Below are 16,345 nucleotides of genomic sequence, written 5' to 3' on the forward strand. Positions count from 1 at the left end.
CTCCATGTGATCTTATGTATCCTCTTCAAATTGAGCGGAAAGATAGGCCGCAATTCTACCGGCTTCAAGAACCTTCTTCCTGGTAGTTTTTCTACCATGCAAAAAAATACAATCAAGTTTTTGACGCATTTCCTCGTCACTGAATATTTTGTTTTTAAAGAAGAGAGCTTTTCCAGTCAGCTTTTAGAAACATTAAATGTTTTCATCATATCAAATGCTTTAGCATTAAAGCAGTACGTTTTTTCTTTTCCGCATAAAAGCACATCTAAAATGGTTTTCCGGTCCTTATCTGGAACTGTAAAATAAGCAGTATAATGAGGATTACAAAGAATCTGAGTATAATAATTGATACCATTGACTCTTGCACCTGTATCATCAATCTGCTGATAAGGCGTAGTTTTAAGACCTTCCAGAAAAATCTCGGTTTTCTCCTGATAAAAGAGATCAATATCTTTTGTCAAGATTCGAGAAATAGTGGCTTTAGATATATGAACACCAATATTTTCCAGGAATTCATGTATTTTTGGCTCTGAAACATTAGCAACATGATTAAGAGTTATTATAAGAGACTTGATCCTGGGACCAAATTCACCCTTTATACCTTGTGGTAATTTTCCTGCATATGTTTTGTGCTCAGAAGGAGAATTAAAAATCTCTATCCTGTAGTTGGTGTTTACAGGCTTTATTGATACATCCTGAATTATTACGTCTCTATAACCTTTAAGATACGCATCAGTTGGTAAAATGGATCTATCAACGTTACATGTTTCAGTTTGATGAACCTCTATTTTGTCCAGTTTAGATTTAGACTCTTTATCCTATGTAAGTTTTATATTTTCTCTCTCTTTTTCAGAAGAAATATCTTCATTCTTTTTAGAGCCACGAATCTTAGGTTTGGCTTTTTCACCTTTGAGTAAGTTGATTTCATCTCGAAGCTTCTGGACCTCTGTCTTGAAGAACTCAATTTCTTCATTCTGGGTTTCAATGATAGCAAACAAAATGCGAAAAGCTTTGGCATATCTTTCATCTTTAATTTCATCAAGGTTGATATCCAGTGAAGCAAGCAGTTGTTTTAAAGCTTCGAGTTTCATTTTTGTACTCCATAAGATGATTAGGGAAAATAGAACAACTATTATATTTTTGATGCGGTTGAAAACATGTTATTGCTTTTATCCTTACACGTACAATTTGAAGAGGAGACCAATTTTGCTTATTCCCTCACAAAAAGTTCGACAAATTCGAATTTTGTCACATCAAACAGGCCTTTATCTCCCAATTTAAGTTCAGGAATTACCAGAAGCGACATAAATGAAAGTGTCATAAAAGGTGACAGAAGCGAGGTTCCCAGTTTTCGGGCTTCTTCATTTAACTGCTCGTACCTTGCAGCTACTTCTTTTCCGTCTAGAGTGCTCATGAGGCCTGAAACCTCCAGCGGAAGATCAATAAGATTTTCTTTGGTCCCGACAACGATTCCCCCTTGGTTTTCCACCAGCCTGTTGACAGCTTCAACTATATCTTCGTCCGTTGCTCCGACTACAATTATATTATGACTATCATGGGCAATGCTGCTTGCAATAGCTCCTTTTTTCAGGCCTATATTTTTAATGAAACCAATCTGAACAGGGTCATCAGCATACCTGCTCAGGACAACCATTTTCAAAATATCCCTTGACGGGTCTGAAACTAGATTTCCGTTTTCCAGTTTTGGAATAGCCAGTTCCTGGCCTGTGACCAGTTCTCCATCCTGGGCAACTATTACCCGGATTTTTTTCATTTGTCCGCCGTTATTTTCAGAAGCAGGCAAAGCCAGTTTTACATCATCAATTGAGATTTTGTTTCTGTTGAAAACGTTTTTTGCAGGAGCTTTGTCAACTGAAAAAAGGACCTTTCCATCATCGTAAACGCAATTTCCGTCTATAAAGGTCTTCAGCACATTGAATGATTTGAGGTCATCTACGATAATAAAATCGGCAGGGTCTCCCTCGCGCAGCAGTCCAACATTAAGACCATAGTGTTCCACAGGATTTATCACTGCTGTCTTTATGAGATTATAGATATCAAGCCCTTTTTCTTGCCCGCGCCTTAGAAGCTTATCGATATGCCCTTCATATATCAGAGTATCAGGATGTGAATCATCGGTGCAGAGCATAACCGATTCTGTATATTCGTCTATCAATTTGTACAGAGTCTCGAAATTCCTGGCTGAACTTCCTTCCCGGATCAGTATTTTCATCCCGAGCTTTATTTTCTCAACCGCTTCTTCATAAGCAAAAGATTCGTGGTCTGTGAAAATTCCTGCGCTAATGTATTTCTGGAGATCGGCTCCCCTCAAACCGGGAGCATGCCCATCTATATTTTTGCCGTACTTTTTGGCGGATTCCAGTTTGGCTATTACATCAGGAAATTCCAGAACCACCCCAGGGAAGTTCATCATCTCAGAAAGGTAATGAAGATCGTCCCTTGCCAGCAGTCGGTCAACAGCCTCCGCGTCCAGCACCGCTCCTGCGGATTCAAAAGGCGTAGCCGGCACACACGACGGCACTCCATAAAAGACCTTCAAAGGTACTTTTCTGGCATCCTCAAGCATGTAATCAATGCCTTCTTCTCCCATGACGTTTGCAATCTCATGAGGGTCGCTAACAACTGCAACCGTACCTCTTGCAACCGCCATCCGGGCAAAAACCGAAGGCACGGTCATCGAACTTTCAATATGCACATGGGCATCTACAAGCCCTGGAAGGATATACTGTTCAATATCGTGCTCTTTCTCCTCAATACTGATGATCTTTCCGTTTTCAACGGCAATTTCACCTTTAAACTTCCGCCTGGAAATAGCATCAACAATAATTCCCCGGTACTTTTGCATGGTGATTCATTGCAGCCACAAATTTATAAATTTTTTCAAATAAGCTGATGCTGGACTGTGTTGATATTTTGAACATTCTGAAAGAAGACATATACGGATAAAGCAATGTACCTATTGTAAAAAATAAAGATATGCCTAACATTTTTAATGCTAACATTTTTAATGCTAACAGATTTAATGCTATTTTTCAGTTGAGTACTTAATTGCTTAAAACGAGGTAAACCTCCTTTTCTGTTGAAATTAAAACATAAACTTATTTATTCTTTAAAAACTACGATCAAATATATAAAATAAAGACAGATCAAAAGGAAAAACTTCCGATGACAAAAAAGGAATCTAAAATTGTGGTAGCTGGAGACGTAACTGTTGATTGGTTTATGTATCCTGTCAAAGCCCGTGATAAAGGTGATAACTGGTGTTTACATGACGCATCCCATGCAGATGTACTCCCTGGAGGAGCAGCGTTATTGACCAGTTTTATTAAACAGTCAATTGAAGAAGAGGGAATATTAGCCACCGTGACGGGACCAGAGTTACCAGAAAAAAAGCTACGTAATTTTTCACCGGAAAAAATAATCCATTCAAATGCTATATTGGGTAATTTCAAAACTTCAGGTGATAAAAAGACTGAAGTTTTACGTATAAAAGAGTTATCAGGATATATTGGACCTCAAGAGAACAAACTACCATCGTGGACACCAAGTGTTTCAAATGACGCCAATATAGAGATAGTTATACTTGACGACGCGGGAAATGGATTTCGAGAGATGGAAAAGTTATGGCCTGAAGCCTTAGAGTCTGTCGAGAATCCAATTATTATATATAAAATGAGCCTTCCTCTTCTTAAAGGCAAACTTTGGGAAAAAATATCTGAAAAATATCATGAGAATCTCATTGTAATTATAAATGCGAATGATCTTCGAAAAACGGCTGGAATCCATTTAAGCAAGTCTTTATCATGGGATCGCACTGCTAAAGATTTAGTGTTTGAGCTGCAAAGATCAGATGCACTTAATTCATTGCGTCAATGTCCTTATCTTGTTGTGTCGTTTGGCACTGATGGAGCTATCCTTTATCATAGAAGGAAAAAAGGAGAAGATGAAGCCTTCATTGTATTTGATCCATGCCTCCTTGAGGACTCTTTTGCATCAAATATTGATGGAACCATGATGGGACTCACGTCGATCTTCACTGCAACATTGGCTAAACAACTGATAAAAGAAGGCATCTGTGGGCTCACAGACGGAATCAAGCAGGGACTTGCTAATTCACGCGCACTCCTTGAAATAGGATACAAAATAAATAATAATTCTAGAAAGATTATAATAAATCCCAAAAACTCATCTCCTGTATACAAATTTCTTATAGAAAGCTTCTTAAAATTAGATATTTATGAAAATAATCTTAGATATCCATCGTTAAATGAGATTTTGAAAGAGAGTACAAAACATAATTACGCCAGTAGTTCTATCGAACTGCCTACTGATCTTAAAAATGCAGATCCAAAGTTCTGGCGAATTCTTGATAATGAGACTCTCCATATACGACAGCTTGTAGCTAGGGAAATCGTCCTGAAGGGAAATACTAAAGGATTGGAAAATGTACCTATTTGCAGATTTGGTGAGATTGAAACCATTGACCGCGCCGAAATTGAGAGTTACAGCGCAATTAAGGAACTAATAACTGAATTCCTCTCAAACCCAAACCCCAAAAATCCTCTCTGTTTTGCTGTTTTTGGTCCTCCTGGTTCTGGTAAATCTTTAGGTGTCAAACAAATACTCAAAAGCATTGATCCGAAAGAAGACAGACTCAAAATTATATCATTTAATATCTCCCAATTTGATGATTATCAAGATTTAATCAGTGCATTTCACAAGGTACGAGACATAGCTCTTTCAGACAAGATACCATTTGTGTTTTTCGACGAATTTGATTCTGATAAGGACCGACAATCTCTAGGCTGGCTGAAATACTTTCTGGCTCCTATGCAGGACGGTGAATTCAAAGACGGAGATACAGTACATCCCATTGGAAATGCGATTTTTGTGTTTGCTGGTGGGACGAGATATACTTTTGAGAACTTCGTCCAAAATACTCATGACAACGGCCAGACTACCAATCTTCCACCATCTGATGATGTGAAGGCTGATAAAAACTGTGACCAAAGCGTTGAAAACGAATCTGTGGATAAAGTGTTTAAAGATGCGAAGGGACCCGATTTCGTTAGTAGACTCCGAGGTTTTATAAATGTCATGGGACCTAATCGTCAGCGCACAAAGTATGATGACGATGATACTTTCATTATTCGAAGGGCGAAAGTGTTGAGAGTATTATTGGAGAAAGATCAAACAGCTGCCGGTCTTTTTAACTCAAAAAGGGAAATAAGTATTGATGAAGGCGTCCTGAGAGCAATGCTAAACGTGACTAAGTATAAGCATGGTACTCGTTCCATGACTGCTCTTATTGAAATGAGTCGTCTGGCGGGTAAAAACAGATTCGATCTCTCTGCGCTTCCAGTAAAGAAACAGCTTGACATGCACGTAGACGCTGATGAATTCTTATTTTTGGCGGAAAAAGAACGGTATCAATCTATGCTTATATCTCAGGATCTTCCTAATCCCAAAGAGACTTCCTACCTCAAAAGGGAAAATGAAATTGTCGAATCTGTGGCTTCATCTATGGCAACGTTTATTCACGGGAGTTTTGAAGAACTCAAAACTGCTGCTGAAGACATTCCCAATAAACTTTGGGCCATCAATAACGGTATCCGAAAAGTAAGAGGTACGAGTCTGTCTATACCAGATATAACCGGAGAAGAGATTGAAACATTTGCTCGTCTTGAATATGAGCGGTTACGTCGAATTCGAAGATTTGATGAATTATCAAACGGTAAAGAAAACATGTCTCAGAATAATTCTATTCTGTGGCTGAACGATTTTAATCAACTCAATGAAGATGAAAAAGACAAGTATAGACAGCTAGTCTATAAAATTCCTCCTATACTCAAAAAAGCTGGATATGAGATATATCGTTTGAAAAAGGTTGAAGAAATCACCGATCCTAAAGTTGTCGAGCGTCTTGCTCGATTTCATCATACCAAATATGTTGAATATAGAGAGAGTAAAGGAGAAACTCCTGACACGAATCCGTCACTGGTTGAGTTTGATAAATTACCGCCAGATATCCGAGAAGCAAATTTTGATAATATAAGAAAGATTCCTGAGAAATTGAGCTGGATTGACTATAAAATACGATACTTTGAATTGGCTAATGAACAAAAAGAGATGACTCTGACGCCAGAAGAAATCAAAAAATTGGCGATAAGGGAACACGATCGCTGGGTATGGCAAAAGATCACGCAGGGATGGGTCTATAAAGAAGGCAAAAAGGATTTTGTCAATAAAACCAGCCCATTTATTGTTCCGTGGAACAAGCTTCCACCTGATATTCGAGAAAATGATTTTAATTCTGTTCGCCTTATTCCAGAATTGCTCAAAGAGGCTGGATACGAAGCCTACAAGCCTGATTCCGAGAAAAGCGACTGAAACATGTTTATCTCCCTGGACCTAATATGAGAATTCAAAAGTATAATGAACTATATTTATAATACAAAAATATAATTAACGCTTGATATAATGTAAAAATATAATTATATTTATATACAATGCAAAAATATAATAACTATGAATATGATACGAAAATATAATAAGATTTAAACATAATACAAATATATAATAAAACATATATACAATACAAAAGTACAATGAGATATATATACAATACAAAAGTACAATAATACATGGAAAAAAGTCATATAGAGATAGAAGGGCTAAAAATCCGGAAAATGAGGCGGGATGAAGCCGAATTCGTGATCCAGATGGAAGCCGGCGAAGGGTGGATCCCTGGTATCCATGACGGGGAAATTTTTTATGAAACAGATCCTGATGGTTTTTTTATTGCAGAGGTTGAAGGAGAACCTGTAGGTTGTGTCTCTGCTGTTGCATATGACGATTACTATGGTTTTCTTGGACTTTATGTGGTTAAACCCGAATTCAGGAATAAAGGAGTAGGTGTTAAATTAACTGAAAAATGTCTGGAGCGTATGGGCAACAGAAATATTGGGCTTGATGCGGTAGTGGAAAACGAAAAGAAGTACCAGAATTTTATGAATTTCAAGTCCTTTTATAGCAACCTTCGCTTTGAGGGAAGAGGTGGAGGCGAAGTTCCGGATGGGCTTGTAAACGTCTCAGACGTGCCATTTGAAAGCCTGCTTGAGTACGACAGGGAAATGTTTCCGGCTCCAAGAGCTACTTTTCTGGAAAACTGGATTAAACAACCTGATTCTTATGCCTTTGCAGCCGTTGAAACAGGAAAGCTGAAAGGATACGGCGTTATAAGGAAATGCCAGATCGGATACAAAATAGGCCCTCTTTTTGCCGATGACCCGATAACAGCGGAGAAAATCTTTCTGGCTCTCAAGGCCTCTATTCCATATGAAGCTGTGTATGTTATAGATGTTCCGGAACCAAATAAAAAAGCACTGGAAATTACCAGAAAATACGGAATGAATGTAGTATTCACAACTATCCGGATGTACAGCCAGGGAGAACCTGGTATAAACCTTGAAAAAGTTTACGGGAGCACGACTCTGGAACTAGGGTGAATGTTTCTAATGTCAACCTGTGAAAAAAATCAAAATTATTTTCCAGGAAACGCACATGAAATTCTTCTAATCACAGGCACAAAGAAATGAAAGTACCTGAAAGAACTTTCATGCCAAATATCCTTATACCTGAGGATATTATGAAAAGGAATTAAAGTCCATGAGATTTACAAGTTTCTAAAAAAAAGTACTAAGCATAGCAACTATTTATTGCTATTACCTGGGTAGAAAAAATCAAAACAAAGTCTGATGTATATTCTGTCTGAATATAGAGCGCCTAGTTTTGCCCTACGCATTGAATTCTACGCATCGAATTATTAGATAGGAGGGCTACATTCACAGAAGCCCATTTTTTATCTAATACTTTCCGTTCTACTCGTCAGCCGGGTTAAACCAGCATCCTTACTCGGCTTTAATGCGTTTAATGGTTGTAGGACGCTCTTTTACCAGGATTCTGTGTCCGCAGTACGGACACCTTATACCTGTGTACTCGTAGTCGATTTCCACTTTCTGTTTACATCGAGTGCACTTATAACCCATACAACCACAACCCTAAGATATTACTTTGCCTCAGCAACATTCTTCATCGTCCGCAGCAGAGTCTGGCCAACACTGGTATAGGGAATATAAGTTCCGCCAGCGAAGGTATGTCCGCATTTGCTGCATTTCCAGATGCCGGTCCCAATTCTCTTTACGGTAGGCCTGGCACATTTTGCACATACATGCGGAGCTCGCATGCGTTCTTCCAGGTCTGCAACAAGTTTTCTGTCCTTTCTTCCATATCTGGCACCGAATCTGCCTGCTGACCTGGAAATCCTTCCTTTCTTAGTAAACTTTTTTGCCATCGTTAAAACTCCCTAAAATGAAAACGTTTATAAGTGATTGAATTCAGAACCTGCTGGCCCGCGGGGCAAGTCCCTGAGGCCAGATTGCCAGGTTATATAATCACCTCTTGCACGTATACTTAGACCGTAATACTGCATTTAATATTTATATTTAATTAATCCTTGCCTGGTCATTCCTTCTTTACCAGTTCTTCCAGATAAAGTTCCCTGATTTCGGCTGCCTTTTCGCATGCCATATCTATTGCTTCCAGCACCTCAGCCTCTGTGAACGGAACAGGGCCCATTTTTTGCATGCCTGCGATAGACCCATCCAAACTTGAGACCACCGTTAATTTCGTCTCACAAACAGCTTCCTCATCCAGTGACGGATCCACCATAAGCTTTGAGCCTATCTTGGCAAGAGTCACACCCACAGGCACCTCTTTCATTGCAAGGGGTACATCCGCACCGATTCCCTGCTGCTCGTTAGGGACAATTGTAGTCATAAGGGCTGCAATAGCAGCGAGACAGGCCGCATCAATGACATTTCCGTCATCATTGAGTACATGGACATCTATATAGATGATCCAGACGGATTCTCCAATGCTTATGCAAAGCTTCTTTATATCAATTGCGCCTGATTCCCTGATTCCCCTGTCTACAACCCTTGCCATTTCGATTGCTTCTTCTCTGGGAGGGCCGGGCTCAAACTCTGGGGAAGCAATAGGGTTGAGTTCCAGATTAGTAATAATTACGCCTTCATCGTGAGAGTCCTGAAAAGGAGTTCCTGGCTGAAGCTTAACTCCTACAAGAATCTGGGTATCTCCCAGGGTTACCTTTGCCGAGCCCTCGGCTTTCGAGATAACATTCGTTTCGAGCTTGATATCTCTGAAATCTTTAAATCCGCGCCCATCCTGGCGCTTTCCCTTAATCATAAGGTTGTAAATATAATCCTTCTTAAGTGTAGCAATAATTTCACTCATCGGTTTCACCTCTGCTTCCGGATTCAGATGGGTCTTTTACTACCTTCCAGGGCCCTTTGCATTCTTCTTCAGGCTCTTCTACGGGCTGTTCGACAGGAGCCCCTTTCCTGGACTTAGCTTTGGACTCAATCTCTGGTTCGGATTCAAAAGTTTCTTCTGAAGCAGCTTCTTCAATCCCGGTTTCTTCTTCAAGCTGCACTTCTTCTTCAACCTCTGCCTCCTCTTCAAGCTGAGTTTCGGCTTCCTCTTCAGCAAATTCCTCTATCTCGGGCTCGGCTTCGACTTTTTCTCCGGAAACAGTTTCTTCAAACTCAGCTTCCTCTTCTTCAGCTTCCTCTTCTTCACCTTCTTCTTCTTCAGCTTCCTCTTCTTCACCTTCCTCTTCTTCACCTTCCTCTTCTTCACCTTCCTCTTCTTCAACTTCCTCTTCTTCAGCTTCCTCTTCTTCAACTTCCTCTTCTTCAACTTCCTCTTCTTCAGCTTCCTCTTCAGCTTCTTCTTCAGCTTCCTCTTCAGCTTCTTCTTCAGCTTCAATTACTTCTTCTATAGCTTCTCCTTCTATTACTTCAGCCTCGGCATCTTTAATGATCTCTTCAAGCTTCTCGCACTCGGGAGCTTCTTCATTAACAGCACAGGCTTCAACGGTTTCTTCGGAGAGCCCCTCTTCAGGTTCCTCAGCTTCCTCAACAATCTCTTCTACAAATGCTGCTTCGGAAGCATATTCAAGAGAAGGTTCAGTTTCTACAACTTCGAGCTCAGTCTCTTTAGCCTCTTCAGCGGTTTCGACTTCAGGTTCTTCAACAGGAGTCTCAAACTTTTTCCTCAGCACTGCCTGCTGAATTTCAAGGATTTCTTTGCAGCCTTTCTTCACAAGCTCGAAGCCTTTTCGAATTTCATCAGGAGTTAGATTTCCGTCCATCTGAAGCAGGGTAATTTCTCCATCCTGGGTCATTGCAACAGGAAAATCAGCCTCTCCATAATTGTCCTCTTCTTTATTGAGGTCAAGCACTATCTGCCCGTCAACTTTTCCAAAAGCACAGGAAGTAACCAGGCCTTTCATAGGAATGCCTGCGTCTGCAAGCGCTATGCTTGAGGCATTAATTGCTGCTGTCCTTGTCCCTGCATCAGCCTGAAGTACTTCCACAAAAATATCGATTGCAGTTTTCGGGAAAAGCTCTGCCATAATCACCGGTTCAAAAGCTTCCCTGGAAACTTTTGAAATTTCAATGCTCCGTCTGCTGGGTCCGGGTCTGGCGCGGTCTTCAGTGGAAAAAGAAGCCATATTATATTTATAACGGATAACTGCAGTATCTGCGCGCTGTGAACGACGGGGATGAACTTCTCTTGGGCCAAACACACCTACGAGGACTTTGTTCCTTCCCCATTCAAGATAACATGAACCGTCGGCTCGCGAAAGAACGCCGATCTCAATTTTCATGGGCCTTATCTCATCCGCATGCCTCCCGTCAAGGCGCAGCCCATCGTCATTGATTAATTTTACAGATTTACCACTCATACTTTAATCTCCAAAAAACTCCTAACAACTACTTTACAGAAGCTTCCCTAAAATCTCTCATGCTTATCCAGAACTCAGTTATTTGGATCCAGCAGCACATCGATCTTCCTGTAAATCTCTTCGGAATGATCTTCTTTTGGCAACTTTATCTCTTTCTTAGCGCTTTTAAAAAACTTGGCGGGCTTTGATTCTTTCTGCTTGCTCCGCTCATTTTTCAAAAAGTTATAGATCCTATCCGTCAATCCGGAACGTTGGGCTTCGGCTTCGATCTTCCGGAGAGCCTTACTTAAAAGCTCTACATCGTCATCCTTTCCATCAATCCATATTCTGCCGTTCTGGCCAACGAAAATGCTGCAGTTTGTTTCTTTCTTCAGCATTGAGATCATGGAACCACCGTGCCCTATCACACGTGGGACTTTCACAGGCTCAACTTCGACGATCTGGCCTGATTTTAGTTTATGAAAGCTTGAATCTCTAAGGGCAAGCTCAACTTTCATGGAATTGTCTACATCTTTTACTCTAAGGATTATAGAGTCACCTACATCCAGAACTTCATGCATCTCCCGGGATTCTATTCTTCTGGGATACTCGGACACATGGAACAGACCGTCATAAGGAGAAGCAATGTCCATTATCCAGTTGGATGGCGTAACCACAATAACGATCCCGATCACCACATCATTTGCGGAAGGGATATAAACTCCCGCAAGAGGGATCACTCCAACTTTATCTTCTTTGAGATTTTCAATACCACAAAATAAAGAATAGATTTTGTCGTTCTTGACATAAGTCCCGTATCCGGCTTTTTTCGAATTCTCGGATATCAGGTCACCAGGGATCACTATTTTTTTATCCATCCAACATCCTCTTATAAAAGTTTAGTTTGAGCCTCTCCCTTCGTAAGATGATTTATAAGAGCGTAAAAATCAGTTTGGACTCCTGCCGGAATTCTTACCACTGCAATCCAGGAGCCGTCACGCTGCCATTCTTCTTTCGTAATGTTTCCTATCTTAGAAATATCTCCGTATGCTTTGGGAGCATATTCGGGAGGGATTTTCACAGCAACATTGACCTCTTCAAAGCGTATAGGTATAAGCGGGCGAATGGCTTTCATTGTGATGTTGACCAGCTGATCCACGCTTTTTAAGGGGTCTATATGCACCTTTGCCTCCTCCATCGCTTTTTCGATCCGTGCGGGAGGATGAGGTGCTTTTGTCTGGGGGTTTATTGCATTCCTGGAAATGGTATAAATAACTTTTTTCTTTTTTTCCTCAAGCATGCGTTTTCTCTGTTCAGCAGTGAGCTGAAGCTCCCCGCTTTTCAGGATCACGGCAGCAATCTGGAAGGGATCCGTTGTCTCAAAAGCATTGAGAATATCGGACTCTGCTGCTCGGTCCCCTCGGTTTGCGTCTTCGAAGATAGTTTCAACCGCCAGAATGTCTTCAAGGCTTACGTCTTCTCCTCGCTTATAGGCCAGAGCTCCTTCGGGCTCGACCAGGACTTCGAAGTGTTTGCTGCCTCTTTTAAGCCGCGCAGTCACTGCCTCGTCCAGGGACACCATTTTCAAATACCTTCTCCAAAATATAATTTTGAGAATCCGAAGATTCTCTGAGTACTCAATCTCAACTATATATAGATTTTATTCTTTGTTCTCAGTTTCCTTGTGTTTTGCAAGGATCTGCTGAACATAATTCTCAACTTCTTCAGGAACTAATTTCCTGAATTTCTTGTCCTGAAGCGACACAATACCTACCTCAAGGGTAGATGCATCGAACTTGCCTTCGGCAGCTCTATAGAGTGCATCCATACCTAGAAGGATGGCCGCATCAATATTCATGTCTTGCCTGTACTCTGCTTCAAAGACCTCAACGACTGCATTTCTGCCTGCGCCTATAGCTGTCGCCTTGTATTCCAGAAGAGCACCGCTCGGGTCAGTCTCAAAGAGCCTTGGCAGGTTGTCATCCACACCTGCAATCAGAAGTGCAGTTCCATATGGGCGAACTCCGCCGTATTGGGTGTAGGTTTGCTTGTGGTCGCAGATTTTCTTGGAGATAACCTCCACACCTATGGGTTCATCATAAGAAACCCTATTAACCTGCGCTTCTACACGAGCTCTGTCAACAAGGGAGCGGGCGTCTGCCACAAGCCCTGAGGTCGCAGCTCCTATGTGGTCGTCAATCTGAAAAATCTTTTCGATTGATTCGGCTTCTACAAGCCTGCTGGTTATTCGCTTGTCAACGAGCAGCACTACCCCGTCAGCTGCCTTGATCCCCACGGCTGTTGTTCCCCTCTTGACCGCTTCGCGGGCATATTCTACCTGAAAAAGTCTTCCATCAGGGCTGAAAACCGTAATTGCCCTGTCATAGCCCATCTGTGGTGCCATCTGCATATTCCGTATCTCCCTTAATTTTTATTGTATATTGTTATTATCTTCCCGGCAAGAAACCGGTCTTTTTTCCTTTAAGGATCTCTGTCCGCAGGCTCGTAGCTAAATCACCGCCCTCCCCAAAAAGGCTTTGGTCAGTGATTGTGAACTGCTGCGAGGATATCCGAAAATTCAGGAGCTTTAAGTCCCCGACCCGGCATTCAGGTAAGGAAACCGACTTTTGATTTCCTATAACGTATTTCTTCCTTATTAGAGTTTTTTACCTTTTTTTCGGAACTTCCAATCCTGAAATACTTTTCTCGGACGAAAACTGCGGGAAATACCCCAGTTACAGGGAATTCAAAGGCACTTATACCCTGCAAAACTTCTACCATACAAAGTACGTTTTCCAGAATCTGGGTTCGCGCACTTCAGGAGCCTTTTTAATGGTTTTTAAGGTCCAGTTTCAATGTTAACTAAGTCTGCTAATAAAGTGTATTTACTCAGTTATAATGCTTGTGAGACCCGAAATTTTCTGTTGCTTAGAGTCGTATTTTGAGCCCTCTATAAAAGGGTTGTTGCTTCCACCGCTTCATTCTATACAGGGTTTCAATCTACGTTCCAATCAGACTCGTAATTGTATGAATTTTCTTCGGACCAGTTATTTTTTTGTCATATCAATGAACGTTATATTTGTTACGCTAATATACTCATTAATATACTCATTCATCATAGTATATATCAGACAGCGTCCTGATAGTTTATTATAATAGTTTCCTCAAAGCCGAAGATTTTCAACCCTGGCACAAAGCCATTAATCGGAAAAGCTGCTTGATTTAATTTCCCGAATCCTGAAAATTTGAAGCTCTTAAATCACCGGGCGTTAATATCCTCAAATTCTAAGTTCATTTTTTCTGAGCCCTGCAGTTTAGCTTTGCAGAATCTTGCCCAGGTCATTATTCTTCAGATGTTTTGGATTTTCCTGATTTCTGGCTCAAAGGCCGTATTCTGAAGAAATTTCTCGGTTGCCCTTTTAATCGTGCCTGAAGTTCCGAGTATATGCACAGTTGCCCTTTTTCCATTGACCCGTGTGAGAGTTGCCAGAGACGCTCTCGTTTCTTTTACTTTCGTATGAGAGCACTGGATAATACCTTTAGATTCTTCAAAACCGAGCACTTTGATATCACATTCACTTGCAGTAACGTCTCCAAGCAAGGAAGATGCCGAGGACATGACCTCTTTGACCAGGTCACTTCTGCTGACTGGCACTTCGAAAATCAGCTCAAAGGCCAGATAGCGTTTTTTCGCACGAAGCGAAGGAAGAAGGCGTTTCAACAGTAATCTCCCTCCTCAAGAACCTCAATACCTTCTCTAATATAGCCGGGACCAGGGCGGTTCCTTGAGATTATTCTTTCAGGCACAACAGTGATGGCTTCAAGGGCTTCGTCTTCTTCAAGCCCGCAGACTTCAGCCAGAGCAAGGGTCTCCATGGGAGAGCGAAGGTCAAAACAGGACATAGCACCACTTGAAAGAACAAGGGAAACATCGTACTTTCTGGCAAGGTCAAGGTTTGCTCTTAAATCCGATAACAGACGAACGCGCCTTGGCCCTCTTGAATGAAGGAGGGGCCTTATTGTCAGGCCGATTGCGACATCGTTTTCAGCTGCGGCCTTTGCAAGCACCTGGTTTAACCCACTGCTTTTAGCAAAAGCCGGGTGGTTCAGGATATCTACTCTCGGGTTTTCCAGAGCAGCCCTGTTGACGTTTTCTGAACCTCCGTGCACTATCAGGACATCCACGGACTTCCTGAATTTTCCAATAAGCCCGTGAAGTTTCGAGGGATTTTCCTCCACAAGCTCGATTCCCCTGAAAACCTCAAATCCGTTAGTAAAGGGCAATACAGGTTGTGATTGAGGAAGTTTATCAGAATGGTTTGCAAGCGCAATCCCGCTGTACCCTAAATGCCGGGCAAAAGCAGAAAGTTGCTCAACAGTATTTTCTCCATCAGGCACTGCATGAACGCAAAAGTCATAGAATTTAGGTTTACCCAAACAACTCCTCCACAATAGCTCCGGCTTTTTCCCGGTTTTTCGGATAAGTCTCGATCTTGACTTTTGCAGTGATCGCATCCGAGGAATCAGTCAGCCTCACCTGCTGTAAGTATGCAGCCTGCTTGTCAAAGCGGAGATGGAAGACTTGATCGTCGTCCAGCCTCTCGGGCATTTCTTCCCTCAGCTTTGCTACGTCTTCTTCGGAAAAGTTCTCTCGTACGAAGCGGGCAAAACTAAGACAGTCTGCCTTTCTTTTGAGCTGTACGCTCAGGATAGTAATGGGATTTCCATGATGCCCTTCGGCCTGGAGCTCTTCAATCAGTTTGCTTCCTTCCCGGACGCCGGCACCGGATAAAAAAAAGTCCAGAGCCGCACGGACTCTGGATACGTCTTCGGTTGCGTGGGCGATCACACGCAGTATTATGTGATGAATCACTTGCCTCGACTCTGGTTTGCACGGATACTCGGTCTGGTCTTTTCAGTACCTTTTCCGCGTGTAGACATGCCTCTGCCCTTCCGGCCGGCACTGGTCTTACCCCTTGCGGCCCTGTCTCTGACGGAAGGATCGCATACCCAGTTAAGGCTCTTATCGCTCTTTATTACTGGGTGGAAGGGGTCTACAAGAATAACTTCAAACCACTTGTTCTTTCCGTCCTCCCCTACCCAGTAGGAGTTCAGGACTTCAAGGTTCGGGTATTTGCGGTCTGCACGGGCTTCGGCAATTCTCTGAATGCTCATGCCGCCTGTGATCTTGTTTACTCCCATTCTCTGAGTTCTTCTACCTCGGTTGAACCTAGTTTTACCAAGCCCTCCGCGGCGTACTTTTACTCTAGCGACGACAATGCCTTGCTTGGCTTTGTATCCAAGGGAGCGTGCCCTGTCGATTCGAGTTGGTCTTTCTATTCTGGTCACAGATCCCTGCTTTCTCCATACCTGCATGCGCTCCCAGCGGAGGTCATTCACGTAAGTTTCATCAGGGTTTTTCCATGCATCACGTACATATGTATAAAATGATTTTACCAATTTAAACACCAGGTTTCACTTTTGTTTCACGGTTCAGCCCTGCCTGCAGGACCA

16 protein-coding genes are annotated in these 16,345 nt (G+C 41.9%); 2 read left to right on the forward strand and 14 right to left on the reverse strand.

The features are described 5' to 3' along the window. Positions 1–176: 176 nt before the first annotated feature. From MSVAZ_RS21110 to ade, 3 genes are all read right to left on the reverse strand, one after another. Positions 177–461, reverse strand: a complete 285-nt coding sequence (locus MSVAZ_RS21110; RefSeq protein WP_084626081.1) for a hypothetical protein — start codon at positions 459–461, stop codon at positions 177–179. Between the two features lie 357 nt (positions 462–818). Next, positions 819–1,091 carry a hypothetical protein gene (locus tag MSVAZ_RS06100; protein ID WP_052727902.1) on the reverse strand — a complete coding sequence of 91 codons (273 nt, stop codon included), beginning with the start codon at positions 1,089–1,091 and terminating at the stop codon, positions 819–821. 119 nt (positions 1,092–1,210) lie between these two features. Beyond that, positions 1,211–2,866: an adenine deaminase gene (gene ade, locus MSVAZ_RS06105; RefSeq protein ID WP_048119314.1), complete on the reverse strand. Its 1,656-nt coding sequence runs from the start codon at positions 2,864–2,866 to the stop codon at positions 1,211–1,213. 320 nt (positions 2,867–3,186) lie between these two features. On the opposite strand from ade, the gene MSVAZ_RS06110 reads away from it, so the two are divergent. After that, positions 3,187–6,411 (forward strand): RyR domain-containing protein, encoded by a 3,225-nt coding sequence (locus tag MSVAZ_RS06110; protein ID WP_048119316.1) that lies wholly within the window; start codon positions 3,187–3,189, stop codon positions 6,409–6,411. Positions 6,412–6,665: 254 nt separating this feature from the next. Then, a complete protein-coding gene (locus MSVAZ_RS06115; RefSeq protein ID WP_048119320.1) occupies positions 6,666–7,529 on the forward strand; it encodes a GNAT family N-acetyltransferase in 864 nt (287 codons plus the stop codon). Positions 7,530–7,931: 402 nt separating this feature from the next. Here the strand turns inward: MSVAZ_RS06115 and MSVAZ_RS19325 are convergent, their stop codons facing one another. The 11 genes from MSVAZ_RS19325 to MSVAZ_RS06165 form a co-directional block, all read right to left on the reverse strand. Next, entirely contained in the window at positions 7,932–8,069 is a 138-nt protein-coding gene (locus tag MSVAZ_RS19325) for a DNA-directed RNA polymerase subunit P (protein ID WP_011021777.1), read from the reverse strand. 20 nt (positions 8,070–8,089) lie between these two features. Then, positions 8,090–8,374, reverse strand: a complete 285-nt coding sequence (locus MSVAZ_RS06120; RefSeq protein ID WP_048119323.1) for a 50S ribosomal protein L37ae — start codon at positions 8,372–8,374, stop codon at positions 8,090–8,092. A gap of 170 nt (positions 8,375–8,544) precedes the next feature. Continuing rightward, complete coding sequence (gene rrp42, locus MSVAZ_RS06125; protein ID WP_048119328.1) at positions 8,545–9,345, reverse strand: exosome complex protein Rrp42; 801 nt, start codon at positions 9,343–9,345, stop codon at positions 8,545–8,547. Continuing rightward, positions 9,329–10,852, reverse strand: a complete 1,524-nt coding sequence (rrp41, locus tag MSVAZ_RS06130) for an exosome complex exonuclease Rrp41 (RefSeq protein WP_048119330.1) — start codon at positions 10,850–10,852, stop codon at positions 9,329–9,331. The genes rrp42 and rrp41 overlap by 17 nt, the downstream gene beginning before the upstream one ends. A 74-nt stretch (positions 10,853–10,926) precedes the next feature. After that, positions 10,927–11,709: an exosome complex RNA-binding protein Rrp4 gene (gene rrp4 / locus MSVAZ_RS06135; protein ID WP_048119333.1), complete on the reverse strand. Its 783-nt coding sequence runs from the start codon at positions 11,707–11,709 to the stop codon at positions 10,927–10,929. Between the two features lie 11 nt (positions 11,710–11,720). Next, a complete protein-coding gene (locus MSVAZ_RS06140) occupies positions 11,721–12,413 on the reverse strand; it encodes a ribosome assembly factor SBDS (RefSeq protein WP_048119336.1) in 693 nt (230 codons plus the stop codon). Positions 12,414–12,491: 78 nt separating this feature from the next. Next, positions 12,492–13,241 (reverse strand): archaeal proteasome endopeptidase complex subunit alpha, encoded by a 750-nt coding sequence (gene psmA / locus MSVAZ_RS06145; protein ID WP_048119339.1) that lies wholly within the window; start codon positions 13,239–13,241, stop codon positions 12,492–12,494. 939 nt (positions 13,242–14,180) lie between these two features. After that, the gene (locus MSVAZ_RS06150; protein ID WP_048119343.1) at positions 14,181–14,552 is read right to left on the reverse strand and encodes an Rpp14/Pop5 family protein; all 372 of its coding nucleotides are present in this window, start codon (positions 14,550–14,552) and stop codon (positions 14,181–14,183) included. Beyond that, positions 14,549–15,268, reverse strand: coding sequence for a ribonuclease P protein component 3 (gene rnp3 / locus MSVAZ_RS06155; protein WP_048119346.1), 720 nt, complete (start codon positions 15,266–15,268; stop codon positions 14,549–14,551). The genes MSVAZ_RS06150 and rnp3 overlap by 4 nt, the downstream gene beginning before the upstream one ends. After that, a complete protein-coding gene (locus MSVAZ_RS06160; protein ID WP_048119347.1) occupies positions 15,261–15,704 on the reverse strand; it encodes an RNA-binding protein in 444 nt (147 codons plus the stop codon). The genes rnp3 and MSVAZ_RS06160 overlap by 8 nt, the downstream gene beginning before the upstream one ends. Then, positions 15,701–16,291: a 50S ribosomal protein L15e gene (locus tag MSVAZ_RS06165; protein ID WP_197078844.1), complete on the reverse strand. Its 591-nt coding sequence runs from the start codon at positions 16,289–16,291 to the stop codon at positions 15,701–15,703. The genes MSVAZ_RS06160 and MSVAZ_RS06165 overlap by 4 nt, the downstream gene beginning before the upstream one ends. Positions 16,292–16,345 lie beyond the last annotated feature (54 nt).

Origin of the sequence: Methanosarcina vacuolata Z-761 (assembly GCF_000969905.1) — an archaeon.
GTDB classification, from domain to species: Archaea; Halobacteriota; Methanosarcinia; order Methanosarcinales; family Methanosarcinaceae; genus Methanosarcina; species Methanosarcina vacuolata.